Annotated in this window: 15 protein-coding genes; 11 read left to right on the forward strand and 4 right to left on the reverse strand. The window is 66.1% G+C overall.

Going from position 1 to position 16386, the window contains the following annotated elements; translation table 11 throughout:
* Positions 1-2: 2 nt before the first annotated feature.
* The gene (locus FBY28_RS10290; RefSeq protein ID WP_216847611.1) at positions 3-779 is read right to left on the reverse strand and encodes an SDR family oxidoreductase; all 777 of its coding nucleotides are present in this window, start codon (positions 777-779) and stop codon (positions 3-5) included.
* Between the two features lie 58 nt (positions 780-837).
* Here FBY28_RS10290 and echA20 point away from each other — a divergent pair, with 58 nt between their 5' ends.
* The 9 genes from echA20 (at position 838) to hpxO (ending at position 9458) form a co-directional block, all read left to right on the forward strand.
* The gene (gene echA20 / locus FBY28_RS10295) at positions 838-1590 is read left to right on the forward strand and encodes a (7aS)-7a-methyl-1,5-dioxo-2,3,5,6,7,7a-hexahydro-1H-indene-carboxyl-CoA hydrolase (RefSeq protein WP_216847612.1); all 753 of its coding nucleotides are present in this window, start codon (positions 838-840) and stop codon (positions 1588-1590) included.
* A gap of 2 nt (positions 1591-1592) precedes the next feature.
* Positions 1593-2489, forward strand: coding sequence for a CoA transferase subunit A (locus tag FBY28_RS10300; RefSeq protein ID WP_141866443.1), 897 nt, complete (start codon positions 1593-1595; stop codon positions 2487-2489).
* Positions 2489-3235: a cholesterol ring-cleaving hydrolase subunit IpdB gene (gene ipdB, locus FBY28_RS10305; RefSeq protein WP_174241592.1), complete on the forward strand. Its 747-nt coding sequence runs from the start codon at positions 2489-2491 to the stop codon at positions 3233-3235. The genes FBY28_RS10300 and ipdB overlap by 1 nt, the downstream gene beginning before the upstream one ends.
* A gap of 2 nt (positions 3236-3237) precedes the next feature.
* On the forward strand, positions 3238-4311 hold the full coding sequence (gene ipdC, locus FBY28_RS10310) for a (3aS,4S,5R,7aS)-5-hydroxy-7a-methyl-1-oxo-octahydro-1H-indene-4-carboxyl-CoA dehydrogenase (RefSeq protein ID WP_141866447.1): 1074 nt from the start codon (positions 3238-3240) through the stop codon (positions 4309-4311).
* Between the two features lie 56 nt (positions 4312-4367).
* Positions 4368-5480, forward strand: a complete 1113-nt coding sequence (locus FBY28_RS10315) for an NDMA-dependent alcohol dehydrogenase (RefSeq protein ID WP_141866449.1) — start codon at positions 4368-4370, stop codon at positions 5478-5480.
* 82 nt (positions 5481-5562) lie between these two features.
* Positions 5563-7464 carry a PbuX/PucJ/PucK family nucleobase permease gene (locus tag FBY28_RS10320; protein ID WP_141866451.1) on the forward strand — a complete coding sequence of 634 codons (1902 nt, stop codon included), beginning with the start codon at positions 5563-5565 and terminating at the stop codon, positions 7462-7464.
* Positions 7461-7958, forward strand: a complete 498-nt coding sequence (uraD, locus tag FBY28_RS10325) for a 2-oxo-4-hydroxy-4-carboxy-5-ureidoimidazoline decarboxylase (protein WP_141866453.1) — start codon at positions 7461-7463, stop codon at positions 7956-7958. Before FBY28_RS10320 ends, uraD begins: the two co-directional genes overlap by 4 nt.
* On the forward strand, positions 7958-8284 hold the full coding sequence (uraH, locus tag FBY28_RS10330) for a hydroxyisourate hydrolase (RefSeq protein WP_216848060.1): 327 nt from the start codon (positions 7958-7960) through the stop codon (positions 8282-8284). The genes uraD and uraH overlap by 1 nt, the downstream gene beginning before the upstream one ends.
* A 4-nt stretch (positions 8285-8288) precedes the next feature.
* Positions 8289-9458 (forward strand): FAD-dependent urate hydroxylase HpxO, encoded by a 1170-nt coding sequence (hpxO, locus tag FBY28_RS10335; protein WP_141866457.1) that lies wholly within the window; start codon positions 8289-8291, stop codon positions 9456-9458.
* Here hpxO and FBY28_RS10340 read toward each other — a convergent pair.
* The gene (locus FBY28_RS10340; RefSeq protein WP_141866459.1) at positions 9455-10801 is read right to left on the reverse strand and encodes a guanine deaminase; all 1347 of its coding nucleotides are present in this window, start codon (positions 10799-10801) and stop codon (positions 9455-9457) included. The two genes, hpxO and FBY28_RS10340, sit on opposite strands and share 4 nt — an antisense overlap.
* 85 nt (positions 10802-10886) lie before the next feature.
* On the opposite strand from FBY28_RS10340, the gene FBY28_RS10345 reads away from it, so the two are divergent.
* Positions 10887-11711 carry an FAD binding domain-containing protein gene (locus FBY28_RS10345; protein ID WP_141866461.1) on the forward strand — a complete coding sequence of 275 codons (825 nt, stop codon included), beginning with the start codon at positions 10887-10889 and terminating at the stop codon, positions 11709-11711.
* Positions 11708-14422: a molybdopterin-dependent oxidoreductase gene (locus FBY28_RS10350; protein ID WP_141866463.1), complete on the forward strand. Its 2715-nt coding sequence runs from the start codon at positions 11708-11710 to the stop codon at positions 14420-14422. The genes FBY28_RS10345 and FBY28_RS10350 overlap by 4 nt, the downstream gene beginning before the upstream one ends.
* On the opposite strand, the gene fadA6 is transcribed toward FBY28_RS10350, so the two are convergent.
* Positions 14419-15603 (reverse strand): steroid 3-ketoacyl-CoA thiolase FadA6, encoded by a 1185-nt coding sequence (gene fadA6 / locus FBY28_RS10355; protein WP_019512536.1) that lies wholly within the window; start codon positions 15601-15603, stop codon positions 14419-14421. The two genes, FBY28_RS10350 and fadA6, sit on opposite strands and share 4 nt — an antisense overlap.
* On the reverse strand, positions 15603-16196 hold the full coding sequence (locus tag FBY28_RS10360; protein WP_141866466.1) for a TetR/AcrR family transcriptional regulator: 594 nt from the start codon (positions 16194-16196) through the stop codon (positions 15603-15605). The genes fadA6 and FBY28_RS10360 overlap by 1 nt, the downstream gene beginning before the upstream one ends.
* Positions 16197-16386: the final 190 nt, after the last annotated feature.

Here is a 16386-nt window from a genome sequence, read left to right on the forward strand (position 1 = left end):
TCTTACTTTTTGATGTCAGCTGTGGTGGTCGACAGATAGTGCGGCGGCTCGCCGCCGCCGTGCACCGCCAGCGCGGCGCCACTGATGTAGGACGCCGCCGGCGACGCCAGAAAAGCGGTAGCCCAACCGATATCGGCCGGTTTGGCCAGGCGCCGCAGTGGCACATTGGCCGATATCGCGGCGATCGACTCGGCATCACCGTAGAACAGGTCGGCCTGTTCGGTCTCGACCATGCCCACGACGACCGAATTCACCCGGACCTTGGGTGCCCATTCGACCGCCAGCGTGGTGGTGAGGTTGTCGATGCCCGCCTTGGCGGCACCGTAGGCCGCGGTTCCCGGGGTGGGCCGGTGCCCGCTGACGCTGGAGATGTTGATGATGACGCCGCCGGTCGCCTGCTTCTGCATGACGGTATTGGCGTGGGTGGAGACCGACAGCGCGCCGATCAGATTGAGTTCGATGATCTTGGTGCTGAACTTCGCCGAGGCATCGGCGGCCGGCACGTAGGGCGATCCGCCCGCGTTGTTCACCACCACGTCCAGGCGGCCGTGGGTTGCCACGATCGCGTCGATCAGGCCCTGCACGGCCGCATCGTCGCGGATATCGCAGGAGTGGAACTCATAGGGCGAACCCTCGACCGGGCGGCGCGCGCAGGTGATGACGGTGGCACCCTGACCGGCGAAAACCTCACTGATGCCCGCGCCGACCCCGCGGACCCCGCCGGTCACCAAGACCACCCGGCCACCCAGTTGCAGATTGATTCCAGCCGCGTCAGTCACTGTGCTAGCGTACCAAGCAAGTGCTTGCTTAGGTAGCGACCCCACGAGGAAGTGACTGATGATCACCACCACGACAGTCGAACCGGGCATCGTCTCGGTGACCGTGAATTACCCACCCGTGAATGCCATCCCCTCGCAGGGCTGGTTCGAGCTCGGCGATGCCATCACCGCCGCCGGCCGTGACCGCAGCACCCACGTGGTGATCCTGCGGGCCGAGGGCCGGGGGTTCAACGCCGGTGTGGACATCAAGGAGATGCAGAACACCGACGGATTCACCGCGCTCATCGATGCCAACCGCGGCTGCTATCACGCCTTCAAGGCGGTGTACGAGTGCGAGGTACCCGTGGTGGCCGCCGTCAACGGCTTCTGCGTCGGGGGCGGTATCGGCCTGGTCGGCAATGCCGATGTCATCGTCGCCTCCGATGATGCGAAATTCGGTCTGCCCGAGGTGGAACGCGGCGCGCTCGGCGCGGCGACCCACCTGTCCCGATTGGTTCCTCAGCACCTGATGCGCCGGCTGTTCTTCACCGCCGCCACGGTTCCCGCCGAGACCCTGCACCACTTCGGCTCGGTGCACGAGGTGGTGCCACGCGCCGATCTCGACGAGGCCGCCTTGCGGGTCGCCCGCGATATCGCCGCCAAGGACACCCGGGTGATCCGTGCCGCCAAGGAAGCGCTGAACTTCATCGACGTGCAGCCCGTGAATGCGCGATACCGCATGGAGCAGGGCTTCACCTTCGAGCTCAACCTCGCAGGCGTATCCGATGAGCACCGCGACGCGTTCGCCGGCACCGACAAGGGATCTAAATAGCTATGACAGACAAGAGAACAACACTGGACGAGGCCGTCGCCTCCGTCGAGAGCGGTATGACCATCGGTATCGGCGGGTGGGGCTCGCGGCGCAAGCCGATGGCCTTCATCCGCGCGCTGCTGCGCACCGACGTCAAGGACCTGACGGTGGTGACCTACGGCGGACCCGATCTGGGGCTGCTGTGCTCGGCCGACAAGGTCAAGCGCGCCTACTACGGATTCGTGTCGCTGGATTCCCCGCCGTTCTACGATCCGTGGTTCGCCAAGGCCCGCACCAGTGGTGCCATCGAGGCGCGCGAGATGGACGAGGGCATGCTGCGCTGCGGACTGCAGGCCGCCGCCCAGCGGCTGCCGTTCCTGCCGATCCGCGCCGGCCTCGGCAGCGATGTCCGCACCTTCTGGGGTGACGAGCTCAAAACCGTCAAATCGCCCTATGACGACCAGGAACTGATCGCCATGCCCGCGCTGAACCTGGATGCCGCATTCGTGCACATGAACATCGGGGACGAGCGCGGCAACGCCGCCTACACCGGTATCGACCCCTACTTCGACGATCTGTTCCTCATGTCGGCCACCCGGCGGTTTCTTTCGGTCGAGAAGGTGGTGTCCACCGAGGAACTGGTGAAATCGACCGTCCCGCAACAGCAGCTGATCAACCGGATGATGGTCGACGCCGTGGTGGAAGCACCCAACGGCGCGCACTTCACCACCAACGAGCCCGATTACCGCCGCGACGAGAAGTTCCAGCGGCACTATGCCGAGGCCGCCGGTTCCGACGAGAGCTGGGCCGCGTTCGTGCAGACCTACCTATCCGGCAGCGAAGCCGATTACCAAGCGGCCGTGCGCAAGTTCGCCGATGAGCGCTCGCGCGAAGAGCGTGTGAAGGAGGATCAGGCGTGATGTCCGTGACCCGTGCCGAGGTGTGCGCCGTCGCGTGCGCCGAACTGTTCCGTGATGCCGGCGAGATCATGGTCTCGCCCATGACGACCCTCGTCCAGATCGGTGCGCGCCTGGCGCGGCTGACCTTCGCCCCCGATATCGTGCTGACCGACGGTGAGGCACGCATGATCGCCGACACCCCGGCCATCGGCGCGCCGGCCGCCATCGAGGGCTGGATGCCGTTCAACCGGGTCTTCGAGACCCTGGCCTGGGGCAGGCGCCACGTGGTGATGGGCGCCAACCAGATCGACCGGTACGGCAACCAGAACCTGTCCGCATTCGGGCCGATCCAGCACCCGACCCGCCAGATGTTCGGTGTGCGCGGCGCCCCCGGCAACTCCATCAACCACGCCACCAGCTACTTCGTCGGCAACCACTCCGCCAGGGTGTTCTGCGACCAGGTCGATATCGTCTCCGGAATCGGTTGGGACAAGATCGATCCGGCCAACCCAGCCTTCCGGTTCGCCGACATCCATCGGGTGGTGAGCAATCTGGGCGTGTTCGACTTCAACGGCCCCGACCGCCAGATGCGCGCCGTGTCCCTGCATCCCGGTGTCGACGCCGATCAGGTCGCCGAGAACACCTCCTTCGAGGTACACGGGCTGGCCGAGGCCGAGACCACCCGGCTGCCGAACGCCGAGGAGCAGCGCCTGCTGCGCGAGGTCATCGATCCGAAGTCGCTGCGCGACAAAGAGGTCCGGGTTTAGCGATGGCAACACTGAGCACGGCACTGACCGAACTGGTCGGCATCGAGCATCCCGTCGTCCAGACCGGTATGGGTTGGGTGGCCGGTGCGCGACTGGTCGCCGCCACCTCCAATGCGGGCGGCCTGGGCATCCTCGCCTCGGCAACCATGACACTGGCCGAACTGCAGACCGCCGTCACCAAGGTCAAGGCCGCTACCGACAAGCCGTTCGGGATCAACATCCGTGCCGACGCCGGGGATGCGAACGACCGCGTCGACCTCCTGATCCGCGAAGGGGTCAAGGTCGCCTCCTTCGCGCTGGCTCCCAAGCCCGACCTGATCGCCCGGCTCAAGGACGCCGGTGTGGTGGTCATCCCGTCGGTCGGGTTGGCCAAGCACGCCAAGAAGGTGGCCGGCTGGGGTGCGGACGCGGTGATCGTGCAGGGCGGTGAGGGCGGCGGTCACACCGGCCCGATCGCGACGACCCTGCTGCTGCCCTCGGTTCTCGACGCCGTCGCCGACACCGGGATGCCGGTCATCGCCGCAGGCGGATTCTTCGACGGGCGCGGCCTGGCCGCGGCCCTGTCCTACGGTGCGGCGGGCGTGGCGATGGGGACCCGCTTCCTGCTGACGTCCGATTCGACGGTGCCCGAGGCGGTCAAGCAGCGCTATCTGCAGGCGGCCCTGGACGGCACCGTGGTCTCCACCCGCGTCGACGGTATGCCGCACCGGGTCTTGCGCACCGGCCTGGTGGACAAGCTCGAAAACGGCTCGCCGGTGCGGGGGCTGGCCGCCGCGGTGGGCAACGCGCAGAAGTTCAAGAAGATGTCGCAGATGTCCTGGCGCTCCATGATCACCGACGGCCTGGCGATGCGTCACGGCAAGGACCTCACCTGGTCGCAGGTCATCATGGCCGCCAACACCCCGATGCTGCTCAAGGCCGGCCTGGTCGAGGGCAACACCGAGGCCGGTGTGCTGGCCTCCGGACAGGTGACCGGCATCCTCGACGATCTGCCGAGCTGCGCCGAACTCGTCCCGCGGATCGTCGACGAGGCCGTCGCACGGTTGACCGAGGCCGCCGCCTTCATCCGATCCTGAGGCGCAATTCCCCGATTCGCCGGACCCACGTCCCGACCAGCTCGTAGCGTGGGGCGATGAAGATGGACGCGGCGGTTCTCTCGGAGATCAACGGAGACTGGAGTATCGAGCAGGTCGACCTCGACCCGCCCCAGGAGGGCGAGGTGTTGGTCTCCTTCGAGGCGACCGGGCTGTGCCACTCCGACCACCATCCGCGCACCGGCGACTTCCCGGTCCCGTTCCCGGTGATCGGCGGCCACGAGGGCGCGGGCATCGTCCAGGAGGTCGGCCCCGGCGTCCGCGACCTCAAGCCCGGTGACCACGTGGTCGCCTCCTTCCTGCCCGCCTGTGGCAAGTGCCGGTGGTGCGCCAGCGGGCAGCAGAATCTCTGCGACCTCGGCGCCATGCTGCTTGCGGGAACCCAGCTCGACGGCACGTTCCGCAGACATATCGGCGATCAGGGAATCTATGTGGCCCTGCTGTTGGGAACCTTCGCCCAGTACGGCGTCGTCTCGGACGCCTCACTGGTCAAGATCGACGACGACCTGCCGCTGAACCGGGCCTGCCTGCTGGGTTGCGGTATCACCACCGGCTGGGGATCGGCGGTGAACACCGCCGAGGTCGCCCCCGGCGACACCGTCGTGGTGATCGGCGTCGGCGGCGTGGGCGCCGGAGCCATCCAGGGCGCCAGGATCGCCGGGGCCGCCCACATCATCGCCGTCGATCTGGTGCCCGAGAAGAACGCCAAGGCAACCGAACTGGGCGCCACACACTTCGTCACCTCCTTCGAGGAGGCCACCGCGCTGGCCGCCGAGCTCACCAAAGGGGTGATGGCCGACTCGGCCATCCTGACCGTCGGCCTCGTCGAGGGACAGATGATCGGCTCCGCACTGGACATGGTGCGCAAGGGTGGGGCGGTGGTGCTCACCGGCATAGCATCGATGACCGACGTCACCCCGACGCTGCCGATGGCGATGTTCACCCTGTTCCAGAAACGACTCCTGGGCAGCCTGTACGGTGAGGCCAACCCGCGTGCCGACATCCCGAAACTGCTGAGCCTCTATCGGGACGGGCAACTGCTGCTCGACGAGTCGGTGACCACCGAATACAAGCTCGGTGACATCAACGTCGCCTTCGACGACATGCTGGCGGGCCGCAACATCCGCGGCGTCATCCTGCACGACCACTGACCCGGCGCATCGGCCACATCGGCAACGTGGGCGAAACGCGCGCGACACGAAAACTGAGCACGGCTGCCGGATTCTGATCGGCATGTCGGCACCCACCAAGAGCCAGCGCAAGCGCGTGCACCCCGTCGACGAGGTGCTGCCCCTGCCCAAACTCGCCACCTACGGCTTCCAGCACGTGGTGGCGTTCTACGCGGGTGCGGTGTTGGTGCCGATCCTGATCGCCAATGCGCTCGGGCTGTCGCGCGAAGAGCTGGTCATGTTGATCACCGCCGATCTGTTCACCTGCGGTATCGCATCCATCATCCAGGCCGTCGGATTCAAGAATGTCGGCGTGCGACTGCCGCTGCTGCAAGGTGTCACCTTCGCCGGGGTCGCGCCCATCATCGCGATCGGTCTGGCACACGGCGGTGGCACCGCGAGCCTGCTCTACGTCTACGGCGCCGTCATCGTCGCCGGTGTCTTCACCTTCCTCATCGCACCGGTGTTCGTCCGGCTGCTCACCTTCTTCCCCCCGGTGGTCACCGGCACCCTGATCACCATCATCGGTCTGTGCCTGGTGCCCATCGGGGCATTGGACGCGGTGACCAATCCGGCCACCCACGAACCCGATCCCGGCAACCTGCGGTGGGTGCTCTACGCCCTGGGCACCATCGCGGTCATCGTCACCATCCAGCGGCTTTTCCGCGGATTCATGTCGACCATTGCCGTCCTGCTCGGGTTGGTGGCAGGTTGTGCGGTCGCCTATGCGCTCGGTGACATGAACTTCGACCGGGTCGGCGAAGCCGCCATGTTCGGGTTCACCCCGCCGTTCGCCTTCGGAATGCCCAAATTCGACATCACCGCGATCATCACCATGATGATCGTGATGATGATCATCGCCGTCGAATCCACCGGCAGCACGATCGCGACCGGTGAGATCGTCGGCAAGCGGGTCCGCCCGTCCGATATCGGCAACGTGTTGCGCGCCGACGGTGTCGCCACCACGATCGGCGGCATCTTCAATTCCTTTCCCTACACCGCGTTCTCCGAGAATGTCGGGCTGGTGCGACTCACCGGCGTCAAGAGCAGGTGGGTGGTCGCGGCGGCCGGCGCCATCATGATCCTGCTCGGCTTCCTGCCCAAGGTCGCGGCCATCGTCGCGTCGATACCGAACCCCGTGCTCGGCGGTGCGGCGCTGACATTGTTCGCCACCGTCGCCGTCGTCGGCATCCAGACCCTCGGCAAGGTCGATTTCACCGACCACCGCAACGTCATCATCGTCACCACGAGCCTGGCGTTGGCACTGCTGGTCACCTCCTACCCGGCGATCTCCTCGACGCTGCCCGCCGGGCTGGACATCCTGTTCGGCAGCGGTATCAGCACCGGCGCCATCACCGCGATCGCGCTGAACATCGTGTTCTTCCACCTGGGCAAGAAGGGCCCGCGGGTGGCGGGATCCGGGTCGATCACCCTCGACGAGGTGAACACGATGACCCGCGAACGGTTCACCGAGGTGTTCGGGCACGTGGTGCAGGGCGTCGGGTGGGCCGCAGACCGAGCCTTCGATCAGCGGCCGTTCGCCGACACCGCAGCGCTGCGGGAGGCCTTCCAGGATGCGGTGCTGACCGGCAATACCGAACAACAGCAGGAAATGCTCGACTCGTTTCCCGATCTGGGCGCCGAGGACGAGACCGGGCAGGTTCTCGCCGTCGACCATGTCGCCCTGAGCAATCTGGACTCCGACGACCACCAGGATGTGGTCAGCCTGGCCGCGGCCTACCGCGAGCACTTCGGCTTCCCGCTGATCATCTGCGCCAGGGAGACCGAGCGTTTCGACCGGGTGCTGCGCAACGGCTGGTCACGGATGGACAATTCGGTGTCGACCGAGCGGGCCTACGCGCTGATCGAGGTGGCCAAGATCGTCAATTATCGATTCACCGATCTGGTCGCCGATGCCAATCCCATTGCCGCGGCGCGGTTCGGCAGGCTCAACGACCTCCCGTGAAGGCAATCGGACTGGACAACTTCAACTCGCTGTCCGAGCGGGGGCAAATGCATCTGCTGTTCGAGGTGTGCTCATCGACCATCTGGGCTCGGCGGGTGCTGGCGGCCGCGCCGTTCCGGGACGCCCACGCCCTCTACGACCGGGCGGATCGCATCCTCGCCGAGCTTCCCGATGCCGAGATCGACGCCGCGCTCGACGGGCACCCGCGCATCGGGGCCAGGGCAGACAATCCGTCGTCGGCCCGCGAACAGGCTCGGGTTTCCGACGCCGACGATTCGGTGAAAGCGGCGCTCGCCCAGAAGAACCGGGATTACGAGCAGCGGTTCGGCTATGTGTATCTGGTGTGCGCCAGTGGCCGTTCGGCCGAGGAACTACTGGACATCCTCACCGACCGCCTGGCCAACGACCCCGACACCGAGCGTCGGGTGATGCGCAACGAGCTCGCCAAGATCAACCGGTTACGGCTGGAACGACTGCTGAGTGACCCGACATGATGGGTCACATGACGCTGTCGACACATGTCCTGGATGCCACCACCGGAAGGCCCGCAGCCGGGATGGCGGTCGCCCTGACCGCCGCCGGCACCGAGGTGGCCGACGGCATCACCGATTCCGACGGGCGCATCCCGGAGTTCGGTGGCGAGCTCGCCGCCGGGGTGTACCGGCTGCACTTCGACACCGCGGCCTACTTCGCCGCCGAAGGACTCGTGGGCTTCTACCCGGAGGTGGTGATCGCCTTCGAGATCACCGAACTCTCGGGGCATTATCACGTGCCGCTGCTGTTGTCCCCGTACGCCTACTCCACCTACCGCGGGAGCTGAACAATTGAAGGTCGCCATCATCGGCGCGGGCATGGGCGGATTGAGCGCGGCCATCGCACTGCGCCAGATCGGAATCGACACCGCCGTCTACGAGCGCGTCACCGAGAACAAGCCGGTGGGTGCGGCGATCTCGGTGTGGTCCAACGGGGTGAAATGCCTCAACTATCTGGGCCTGCGCGAGGAGACCGAACAGCTCGGCGGACTGGTCGAGACGATGAGTTACGTCGATGGGCACAGTGGTGCGACGATGTGCCGATTCTCGATGCAACCCTTGATCGATGAGGTCGGCCAACGCCCCTACCCCATCGCCAGGGCCGAACTCCAACTGATGTTGATGCAGGCCTACGGGATGGATGACATCACGTTCGGTATGACCATGGTCGAGGTCAGCGACGGTCCCGACGCCGCGAGTGCCACCTTCGCCGACGGTACGACAATCCACGCCGATGCGATCATCGGCGCGGACGGGGCCGGCTCGATCACCCGCGAGTATGTGTTGGGCACTGCGGTGACGCGGCGCTACGCCGGCTACGTGAACTACAACGGCTTGGTCGCCACCGATGACGCGATCGGTCCGGCCACCGAATGGACCACCTATGTCGGTGACGGCAAGCGGGTTTCGGTGATGCCCGTATCCGACGGGCGCTTCTATTTCTTCTTCGATGTCGTCGAGGAGCAGGGTCTGCCCTACCGCCGGGGCAGCGCACGCGAGGTGCTGCGCGGGCACTTCGCCGACTGGGCTCCGGGGGTGCAGACCCTGATCGACGCGCTGGATCCGCAGACCACCAACCGGGTCGAGATCCTTGATCTGGACCCCTTCGATACCTGGGTGAAGGGGCGCGTGGCGGTGCTGGGCGATGCGGCGCACAACACCACACCCGATATCGGACAGGGTGGGTGTTCGGCCATGGAGGACGCCATCGCACTGCAATGGGCATTCAAGGATCATCCCGACGATGTGCACGCGGCATTGATCGCGTATCAGGCGGCCCGTACCGAACGCGCGGGCGAGCTCGTCCTGCGGGCCCGCAAACGTTGTGATGTCACCCATGCCAAGGATCCCGAGTTGACCGCGCAATGGTACGAGGAGCTGCGAAACGAGGACGGCACCAACATCCTCCGCGGTATCGCGGGCAACATTTTCGGTGGGCCACTCACCCCGACCACCGACTAATCGGCAGTCAGCAGGCGACCGCGCACATACACCTGATCGACGGCATCCTCGCGCATACTCATCAGCAGCACGAACAGCAGCCGATCGGTGTCCTCGGAGTCGATGCGCGCCAGCACCTCCGGCAACATCACCTGCCGATCGGGGTCGATCACCACGAAGTCTGCTTCCTTGCCTGCGTCGAGGTTGCCTACCCGGTCCTGTATGTCCAGCGCCCGCGCCCCCGCCACCGTCGCCGTGTACAGCAGCTCGGCAGGCGTTATCGACAGCCCTTGTCCGGCCGGCTCGCTGATATGAACCTTGAAGCAGTCGTTGAGCACACGCGGAATCAACCACTCGTCGCCCGCGGCGATATCGGTACCCAGGGCGATGTTCACGCCGGCATCGGCGGTTCGTCGCCACGGCATGGTGCCCGACCCGAGGAACAATTGCGAAGTCGGGCAATGTGCCACCGAGCTCCCGGTCTCGGCCAACCGGGCGAGTTCGTCCTGGCTGCAGTGCACGGCGTGGGCGAAGACACTTCGTCTGCCCAGCAACGACCGAGCGCCACCCGTGAGCCGTCCGTCGTAGGTATCCAGATAGTCCCGCACACCGAAACTGGAACGGACCGAATCGATCTCGGCTGTGTTCTCGGACAGATGGGTATGGAAGTAGACGCCACCATCCCGAACCGAATCATAGAGCTCGCCCAGTCCGTGCAGGGTGGCGGCGGTGACCGACAGCGCAAAACGCGGTATCACCGCGACACCGGCCAGTCCGGATCCGGCGCCGTGCCAACGCCGGATCTCGCTGTCGGTCAGCGTGATCGCGGCATCCTCGGTGGTGATCAGCGGAGCCGCCGCATCCGGTCCCACCGTCTGGATGCCCCGCCCCGACACCGTGCGCAGACCGGTGCGGCAGGATTCCTCGAAGAGCGCGTCCTGGGCCTCGGGGAACGCCGAGCCGAACACCATTGCGGTGGTGGTGCCGACCGCGATCCGGCGCGCGCAGAAGTCGCCGGCCACCGCACGTGCATACTCGGTGTCGGCCAGCATCGCCTCGGCGGGAAAGATGCAGCGCTGCAACCAGTCCAACAGCTGCCCGCCACCGTAGGAGTCGGTGCAGCGGGTCTGCGGGAAGTGCAGGTGTGTGTCGACGAATCCCGGCAGCAGGAAGCCCGGACGGCAGTCCACAACCGTGGCCTCGGCATAGCGGGCCGGCAACCTGTCGTATCGGCCGCTGAAGCCGATGGTGCCGGTATCGTCCACCGCGAGAACCCCGTCGGAAATGCTCACCAGGTGGTCCCGTGCCTGCGTCAACTCTGGTGACCCGCCGATGTGGATCAGGTGTCCGCGGTACACACGCATCCTCTGATTGTCACAGTGTCTGCACGACTGCGCAGTTCGACGGTTTCGGGCTGCGCGGCCATCATGTTGCCCTTAGGGTCGTCAGATGGACCTCAACAGCGTCGAGGCGGTGCGCACGCCCGCCCGCCGTGACGAGGTGTGGCCACTGAGGTCGACCGACGCCATCCTGGCCGGCGGCACCTGGCTGTTCTCCGAACCTCAGCCCGCCGTATCCCGCCTTGTCGACATCACCGGACTGGGATGGGCACCGGTCACACTGAGCGAGGAGGGCGTGGAACTCGCGGCGACGTGCACGGTGGCCGAACTCGGCAAGCTCTCGACACTGCTGCCATCCGACCAACCGCACTGGATCGCGGCTCCGCTGTTTGCGCAGTGCTGTACCGCGTTGTTGGCCTCGGCCAAGATCTGGCGCACCGCCACCGTGGGCGGCAACATCTGCCTGTCCTTCCCCGCCGGGGCGATGATCTCCCTGGTCTCCGCTCTCGACGGCACCGTCACCGTATGGGGCGCCGATGGGTCCGATCGTGTCCTACCGATCACCGACTTCGTCATCGGCGACTCCCGCAATGCGCTGCAGCCGGGAGATCTCCTGCGCTCGGTTCGGATACCTGCCCGTGCGCTCACCGCGCGCACCGCCTATCGCAAGCTCGCCCCGTCGCCGCTGGGCCGGTCCAGCGCCGTGGTCATCGGACGGCGCCACGCCGACGGCGAGTTCGTGGTCTCCGTCACCGCAGCCACGGTGCGCCCGCTGGTGTTCCGCTTCGACGCCCTGCCCACCGCCGCCCATCTGCGTGACGCGCTGGGGGCAATCGCCGAGCAGGACATCACCCGCGATGTGCACGGTGATCCGGACTGGCGGCGGGCGGTGACGCTGACCCTTGCCGAACAGATTCGTACCGAGCTGACATGAAGGTCACGGTCAACGGCAACGACTGCACCGACATCGCGCGTCCCGGCCAGTGTCTGCGTACCTACCTGCGCGAGCGTGGCCACTTCGAGGTGAAGAAGGGCTGTGATGCCGGCGACTGCGGCGCCTGTTCGGTGCTGGTCGACGGTGATCCCGTGCATTCCTGTGTGTTTCCCGCCTTCCGGGCGGACGGACGCCACGTCACCACCGTCGCGGGGCTGGGCACGCCCGAGAACCTGCATCCGGTACAGCGACGTTTTCTGGAAGCCGCGGGATTCCAGTGCGGATTCTGCACCGCGGGCATGGTCACCACCGCGGCGGCACTGCCCCCCGCCGGTTCCACCGACCACACCGACGACCTACCTCAGCAGCTCAAGGGAAACCTTTGCCGATGCACCGGCTATCGCGCCATCGGGGACGCGATAGCCGGCGTCACGAATACCGAGAAACCCGGTGGCAGCGATGTCGGTCGATCGATCGGCGCGCCCGCCGGTGTCGCGGTGGTCACCGGCACCGAGCAGTACACGATGGACGAGACACCGGACGGATTGCTGCACCTTGCGGTGCTGCACAGTCCGGTGCCACACGCCCGCATCCGATCGATCGATATCGACGCGGCCCAGTCGATCCCGGGCGTACGACTGGTCCTGACCCACCATGACAGCCCACCGGTCCGATTCTCGACGGCCCGCCACGAATCACGAGATGACGATCCTGACGACACCGCGATCCTCGACGACACCGTACGTTTCGTCGGCCAGCGGGTGGCCGCGGTGATCGCCGATGATCCGGGTACCGCCGAAAAGGCCTGCCGGGCAATTGTTGTCGACTACGAGATCCTGCCCGCGGTGTTCGATCCGGAGGCCGCGCGGGCGCCGGGCGCGCCGGCGCTGCATGCCGACAAGGGACCCGAATCCCGCATCTGCGATCCGGCGCGCAACCTGGTCGCCGAACTGCACGGCGAGGTGGGTTCGGTTCAGGACGGTATCGCGGCGGCCGAATCGGCCGGGGGTGCCGTCGTGCACGGCCGCTGGCAGACCCAGCGGGTACAGCATGTGCATCTGGAGACCCATGGCTGCACCGGATGGCGGGATCCTCACGGGCGCTTGGTCATCCGGACCAGCTCACAGGTTCCCTTCCTGGTGCGCGACGAACTGTGCCATATCTTCGGCCTGGAGCCGGACGGGGTGCGGGTGTTCACCCGCCGTGTCGGTGGCGGATTCGGCGGCAAGCAGGAGATGCTGACCGAGGATCTGGTGGCGATGGCGGTGCTGCGGCTGGGCAGACCGGTGCGCTACGAGTTCAGTCGCACCGATCAGTTCACCGTGGCGCCGTGCCGGCATCCGTTCCGGGTGGACGTCACCGTCGCCGCCGATGCCGACGGCATTCTCACCGCACTGGCGGTCGATGCACTGGTCGACGCCGGCGCCTACGGTAACCACAGTCCCGGTGTGATGTTCCACGGGTGCGGGGAATCCGTTGCGATATACCGCAGTCCGAACAAACGGGTGGATGCCCACGCCGTCTACACCAACAACCTCCCATCCGGCGCGTTTCGCGGTTACGGTCTCGGACAGGTCATGTTCGCCGTCGAATCCGCGATCGACGAATTGGCGCATCGGCAAGGCATCGACCCCTTCGAGTTCCGACGGCGCAATGTCGTCGTTCCCGGTGACCGGTTCGTGGACTCCCACGTCCTCGACGACGACCTGACCTTCGGGAGTTACGGCCTCGACCAGTGCCTGGACCTCGCTGAGGCTGCGCTGCGGGCCGGCAACGGAGCGGTCGCACCCGCTGGGTGGGCGGTCGGCGAGGGCATGGCCATCGCGATGATCGCCACGATCCCGCCGCGCGGGCATTACGGCGAGGCGACGGTAACCGTCGATGCCGACGGTGTGTACACGCTCGATGTCGGGACCACCGAGTTCGGCAATGGCACCACCACTGTGCACACCCAACTCGCGGCGACCGAACTGGGCACCGTTCCCGAACGGATCGTGATACGTCAATCCGACACCGCAACAACCGGTTACGACACCGGCGCGTTCGGCTCGGCGGGAACCGTGGTCGCCGGCCGAGCCACGCTGCTGGCGTGCCGAGAACTGAGCACCCGGTTGACCGCGGCCGCCAGTGCATTGAGCGGAGCCGACCGCGCGACATGCACGTTGGGACGCAACGGTGTTCAGTGCGGTGATCGCCTGGTGGACTTTTCGGCGCTGCCCACACCGATGAGCAGCACCGCGGTCCACGACGGCACACCACGGTCGGTCGCGTTCAACGTGCAGGCCTTCCGGGTCGCGGTCAATACCGAGACCGGCGAGATCCGGATCCTGCAGTCGGTCCATTCCGCCGATGCCGGAGTGGTGATGAATCCCCAGCAGTGCCGTGGTCAGGTGGAAGGCGGAGTGGCACAGGCGATCGGCTCGGCGCTGTTCGAGGAGATCCAGATCGACCCCGACGGTGTGGTGACGACCGCGACGCTGCGCAACTACCACATTCCCCAGTTCGCGGATGTTCCGTTCACGGAGGTGTACTTCGCCGATACATACGACGAGTTGGGGCCGCTCGGCGCCAAGTCGATGAGCGAGTCCCCGTACAACCCGGTCGCCCCCGCGCTGGCAAACGCGATAGCCGATGCATGCGGTGCGCGCATGCATCGGCTACCGATGACGCCGGCCCGGGTGTGGCGGGAGTTGCGCTCCGCGCAGTCCTAGAGCCGTTCGATGATGGTGACGTTGGCGGTGCCGCCACCCTCGCACATCGTCTGCAGGCCGTAACGCCCGCCGGTGCGCTCCAGGGTGTTGAGCATCGTGGCGAACAACTTGGCACCGGTGGCACCGAGCGGGTGGCCGAGCGCGATGGCCCCGCCACTGGGATTCACCTTGGCCGGGTCCACCCCGGTCTCCTTGATCCATGCCTGGACGACGGGCGCGAACGCCTCGTTGATCTCGACCGTGTCGATATCGTCGATGGACAGTCCGGTCTTCTCCAACGCGTAATGGGTGGCCGGGATCGGGCCGGTGAGCATGTACACCGGATCGGCACCGCGGGCACTGATGTGATGGATCCGGGCGCGCGGCGTCAGGCCGTGCTGCTTCACCGCGTCCGCGGAGGCGAGCAGCACCGCGCTGGCACCGTCGGAGATCTGGCTGGCCATGGCGGCAGTCAGTCTTCCGCCATCGACGAGGGTCTTGAGCCCGGCCATCTTCTCCAGGGTCGTATCGCGAGGGCCCTCGTCGGTGACGAAGGCGGTCCCGTCGATCTGGACCGGGATGATCTCGTTCTCGAAGTAGCCCGCGCGGATGGCTTCCTGCGCCCGTTGGTGGCTGGCCAGGGCGTAGCGCTCCATGTCCTCGCGGGACAGGTTCCACTTCTCGGCGATCATTTCGGACCCGCGGAACTGCGAAATCTCCTGGTCGCCATAGCGGTGCAGCCAACCCTTGGACTCGTTGGTCGGCGAGGTGTAACCGAATTCCTTACCGACGATCATGGCCGAGCTGATCGGGATCTGGCTCATGTTCTGCATACCGCCGGCCACGATGAGATCGGCCGTGCCGGACATGATCGCCTGCGCCCCGAAGGAGATGGCCTGCTGGCTGGATCCGCACTGGCGGTCGACGGTCACGCCGGGGACTTCCTCGGGGAAGCCGGCGGCCAGCCACGACAGCCGTGCGATGTTGCCTGCCTGTCCGCCCACCGCATCGACACAACCCGCGATCACGTCGTCCACCGCACCGGGGTCGACGTCATTGCGATCGAAGAGTCCGCGCCAGGCCGTGGCACCGAGGTCGACGGGGTGCACGCCGGCCAGTGACCCGTTGCGCTTTCCGATAGCGGTGCGCACGGCGTCGATGACAAATGCTTCTGAGGCCACTGCCTTTGAGCCCAAGGCCATTACGAGACTCCTTCTGTGGTGATACCGCCAAGAACGATGGCGAGGTACTGGCGGCCGACTTCTTCGGCCGTGAGCGGTCCACCGGGTTGGTACCAACGCACGGAGACCCAGGTGGTGTCGCGGATGAAGCGATAGATCAGGTCGACGTCGAGGTCGGGCCGGAACGACCCGTCGGCAACTCCGTCGTGCAACAGGTCGACCCACATCTTGCGCTGTTCCCGGTTGCGCTCGTCGACGAAGCCGAACTGATCCAGCGCAGACAGGCGTTTGGCCTCATCCTGGTAGATCACCACCTGCGCGTGGCGGTGTTCGATCGCTTCGAAGGACGCCATGAACAGCCCCTTGAGCCGGTCAAGGGGCGTCGATTCGCTCGAGAGGACCTGTTGATAGCGCTCGAAGAGCCAATCGAGGAAATCGCGGAGGACCTCCTCGACCATCTGTTCCTTGGATTTGAAATGGTGGTAGAGGCTGCCCGAGAGAATTCCCGCGGAATCGGCGATATCGCGCACGGTGGTGGCCTTGAGGCCACGCTCGGCGAACATCGTCGCCGCGAGCTGCAGTAGCTCGTCGCGACGGCTGGCCGGCTGTGTCATTGACACAGCGTACCAACCAAGCACTTGCTAGGTCGAGCACCTGGCACATGCGGCGGCGCGAGAGCACTATCCAGCCCGCGCAGAATGTGACCTTCATCACACTTAGCTTGGCTCAGCATATTCACGAAGGAACCGTTCCGTGCACACTTGTTCACCACACCCTCGCAGTCGGTGAGATTCCGGCAATCTG

Source organism: Arthrobacter sp. SLBN-53 (assembly GCF_006715585.1).
In the GTDB taxonomy this organism is placed as follows: Bacteria; Actinomycetota; Actinomycetes; order Mycobacteriales; family Mycobacteriaceae; genus Mycobacterium; species Mycobacterium neoaurum_A.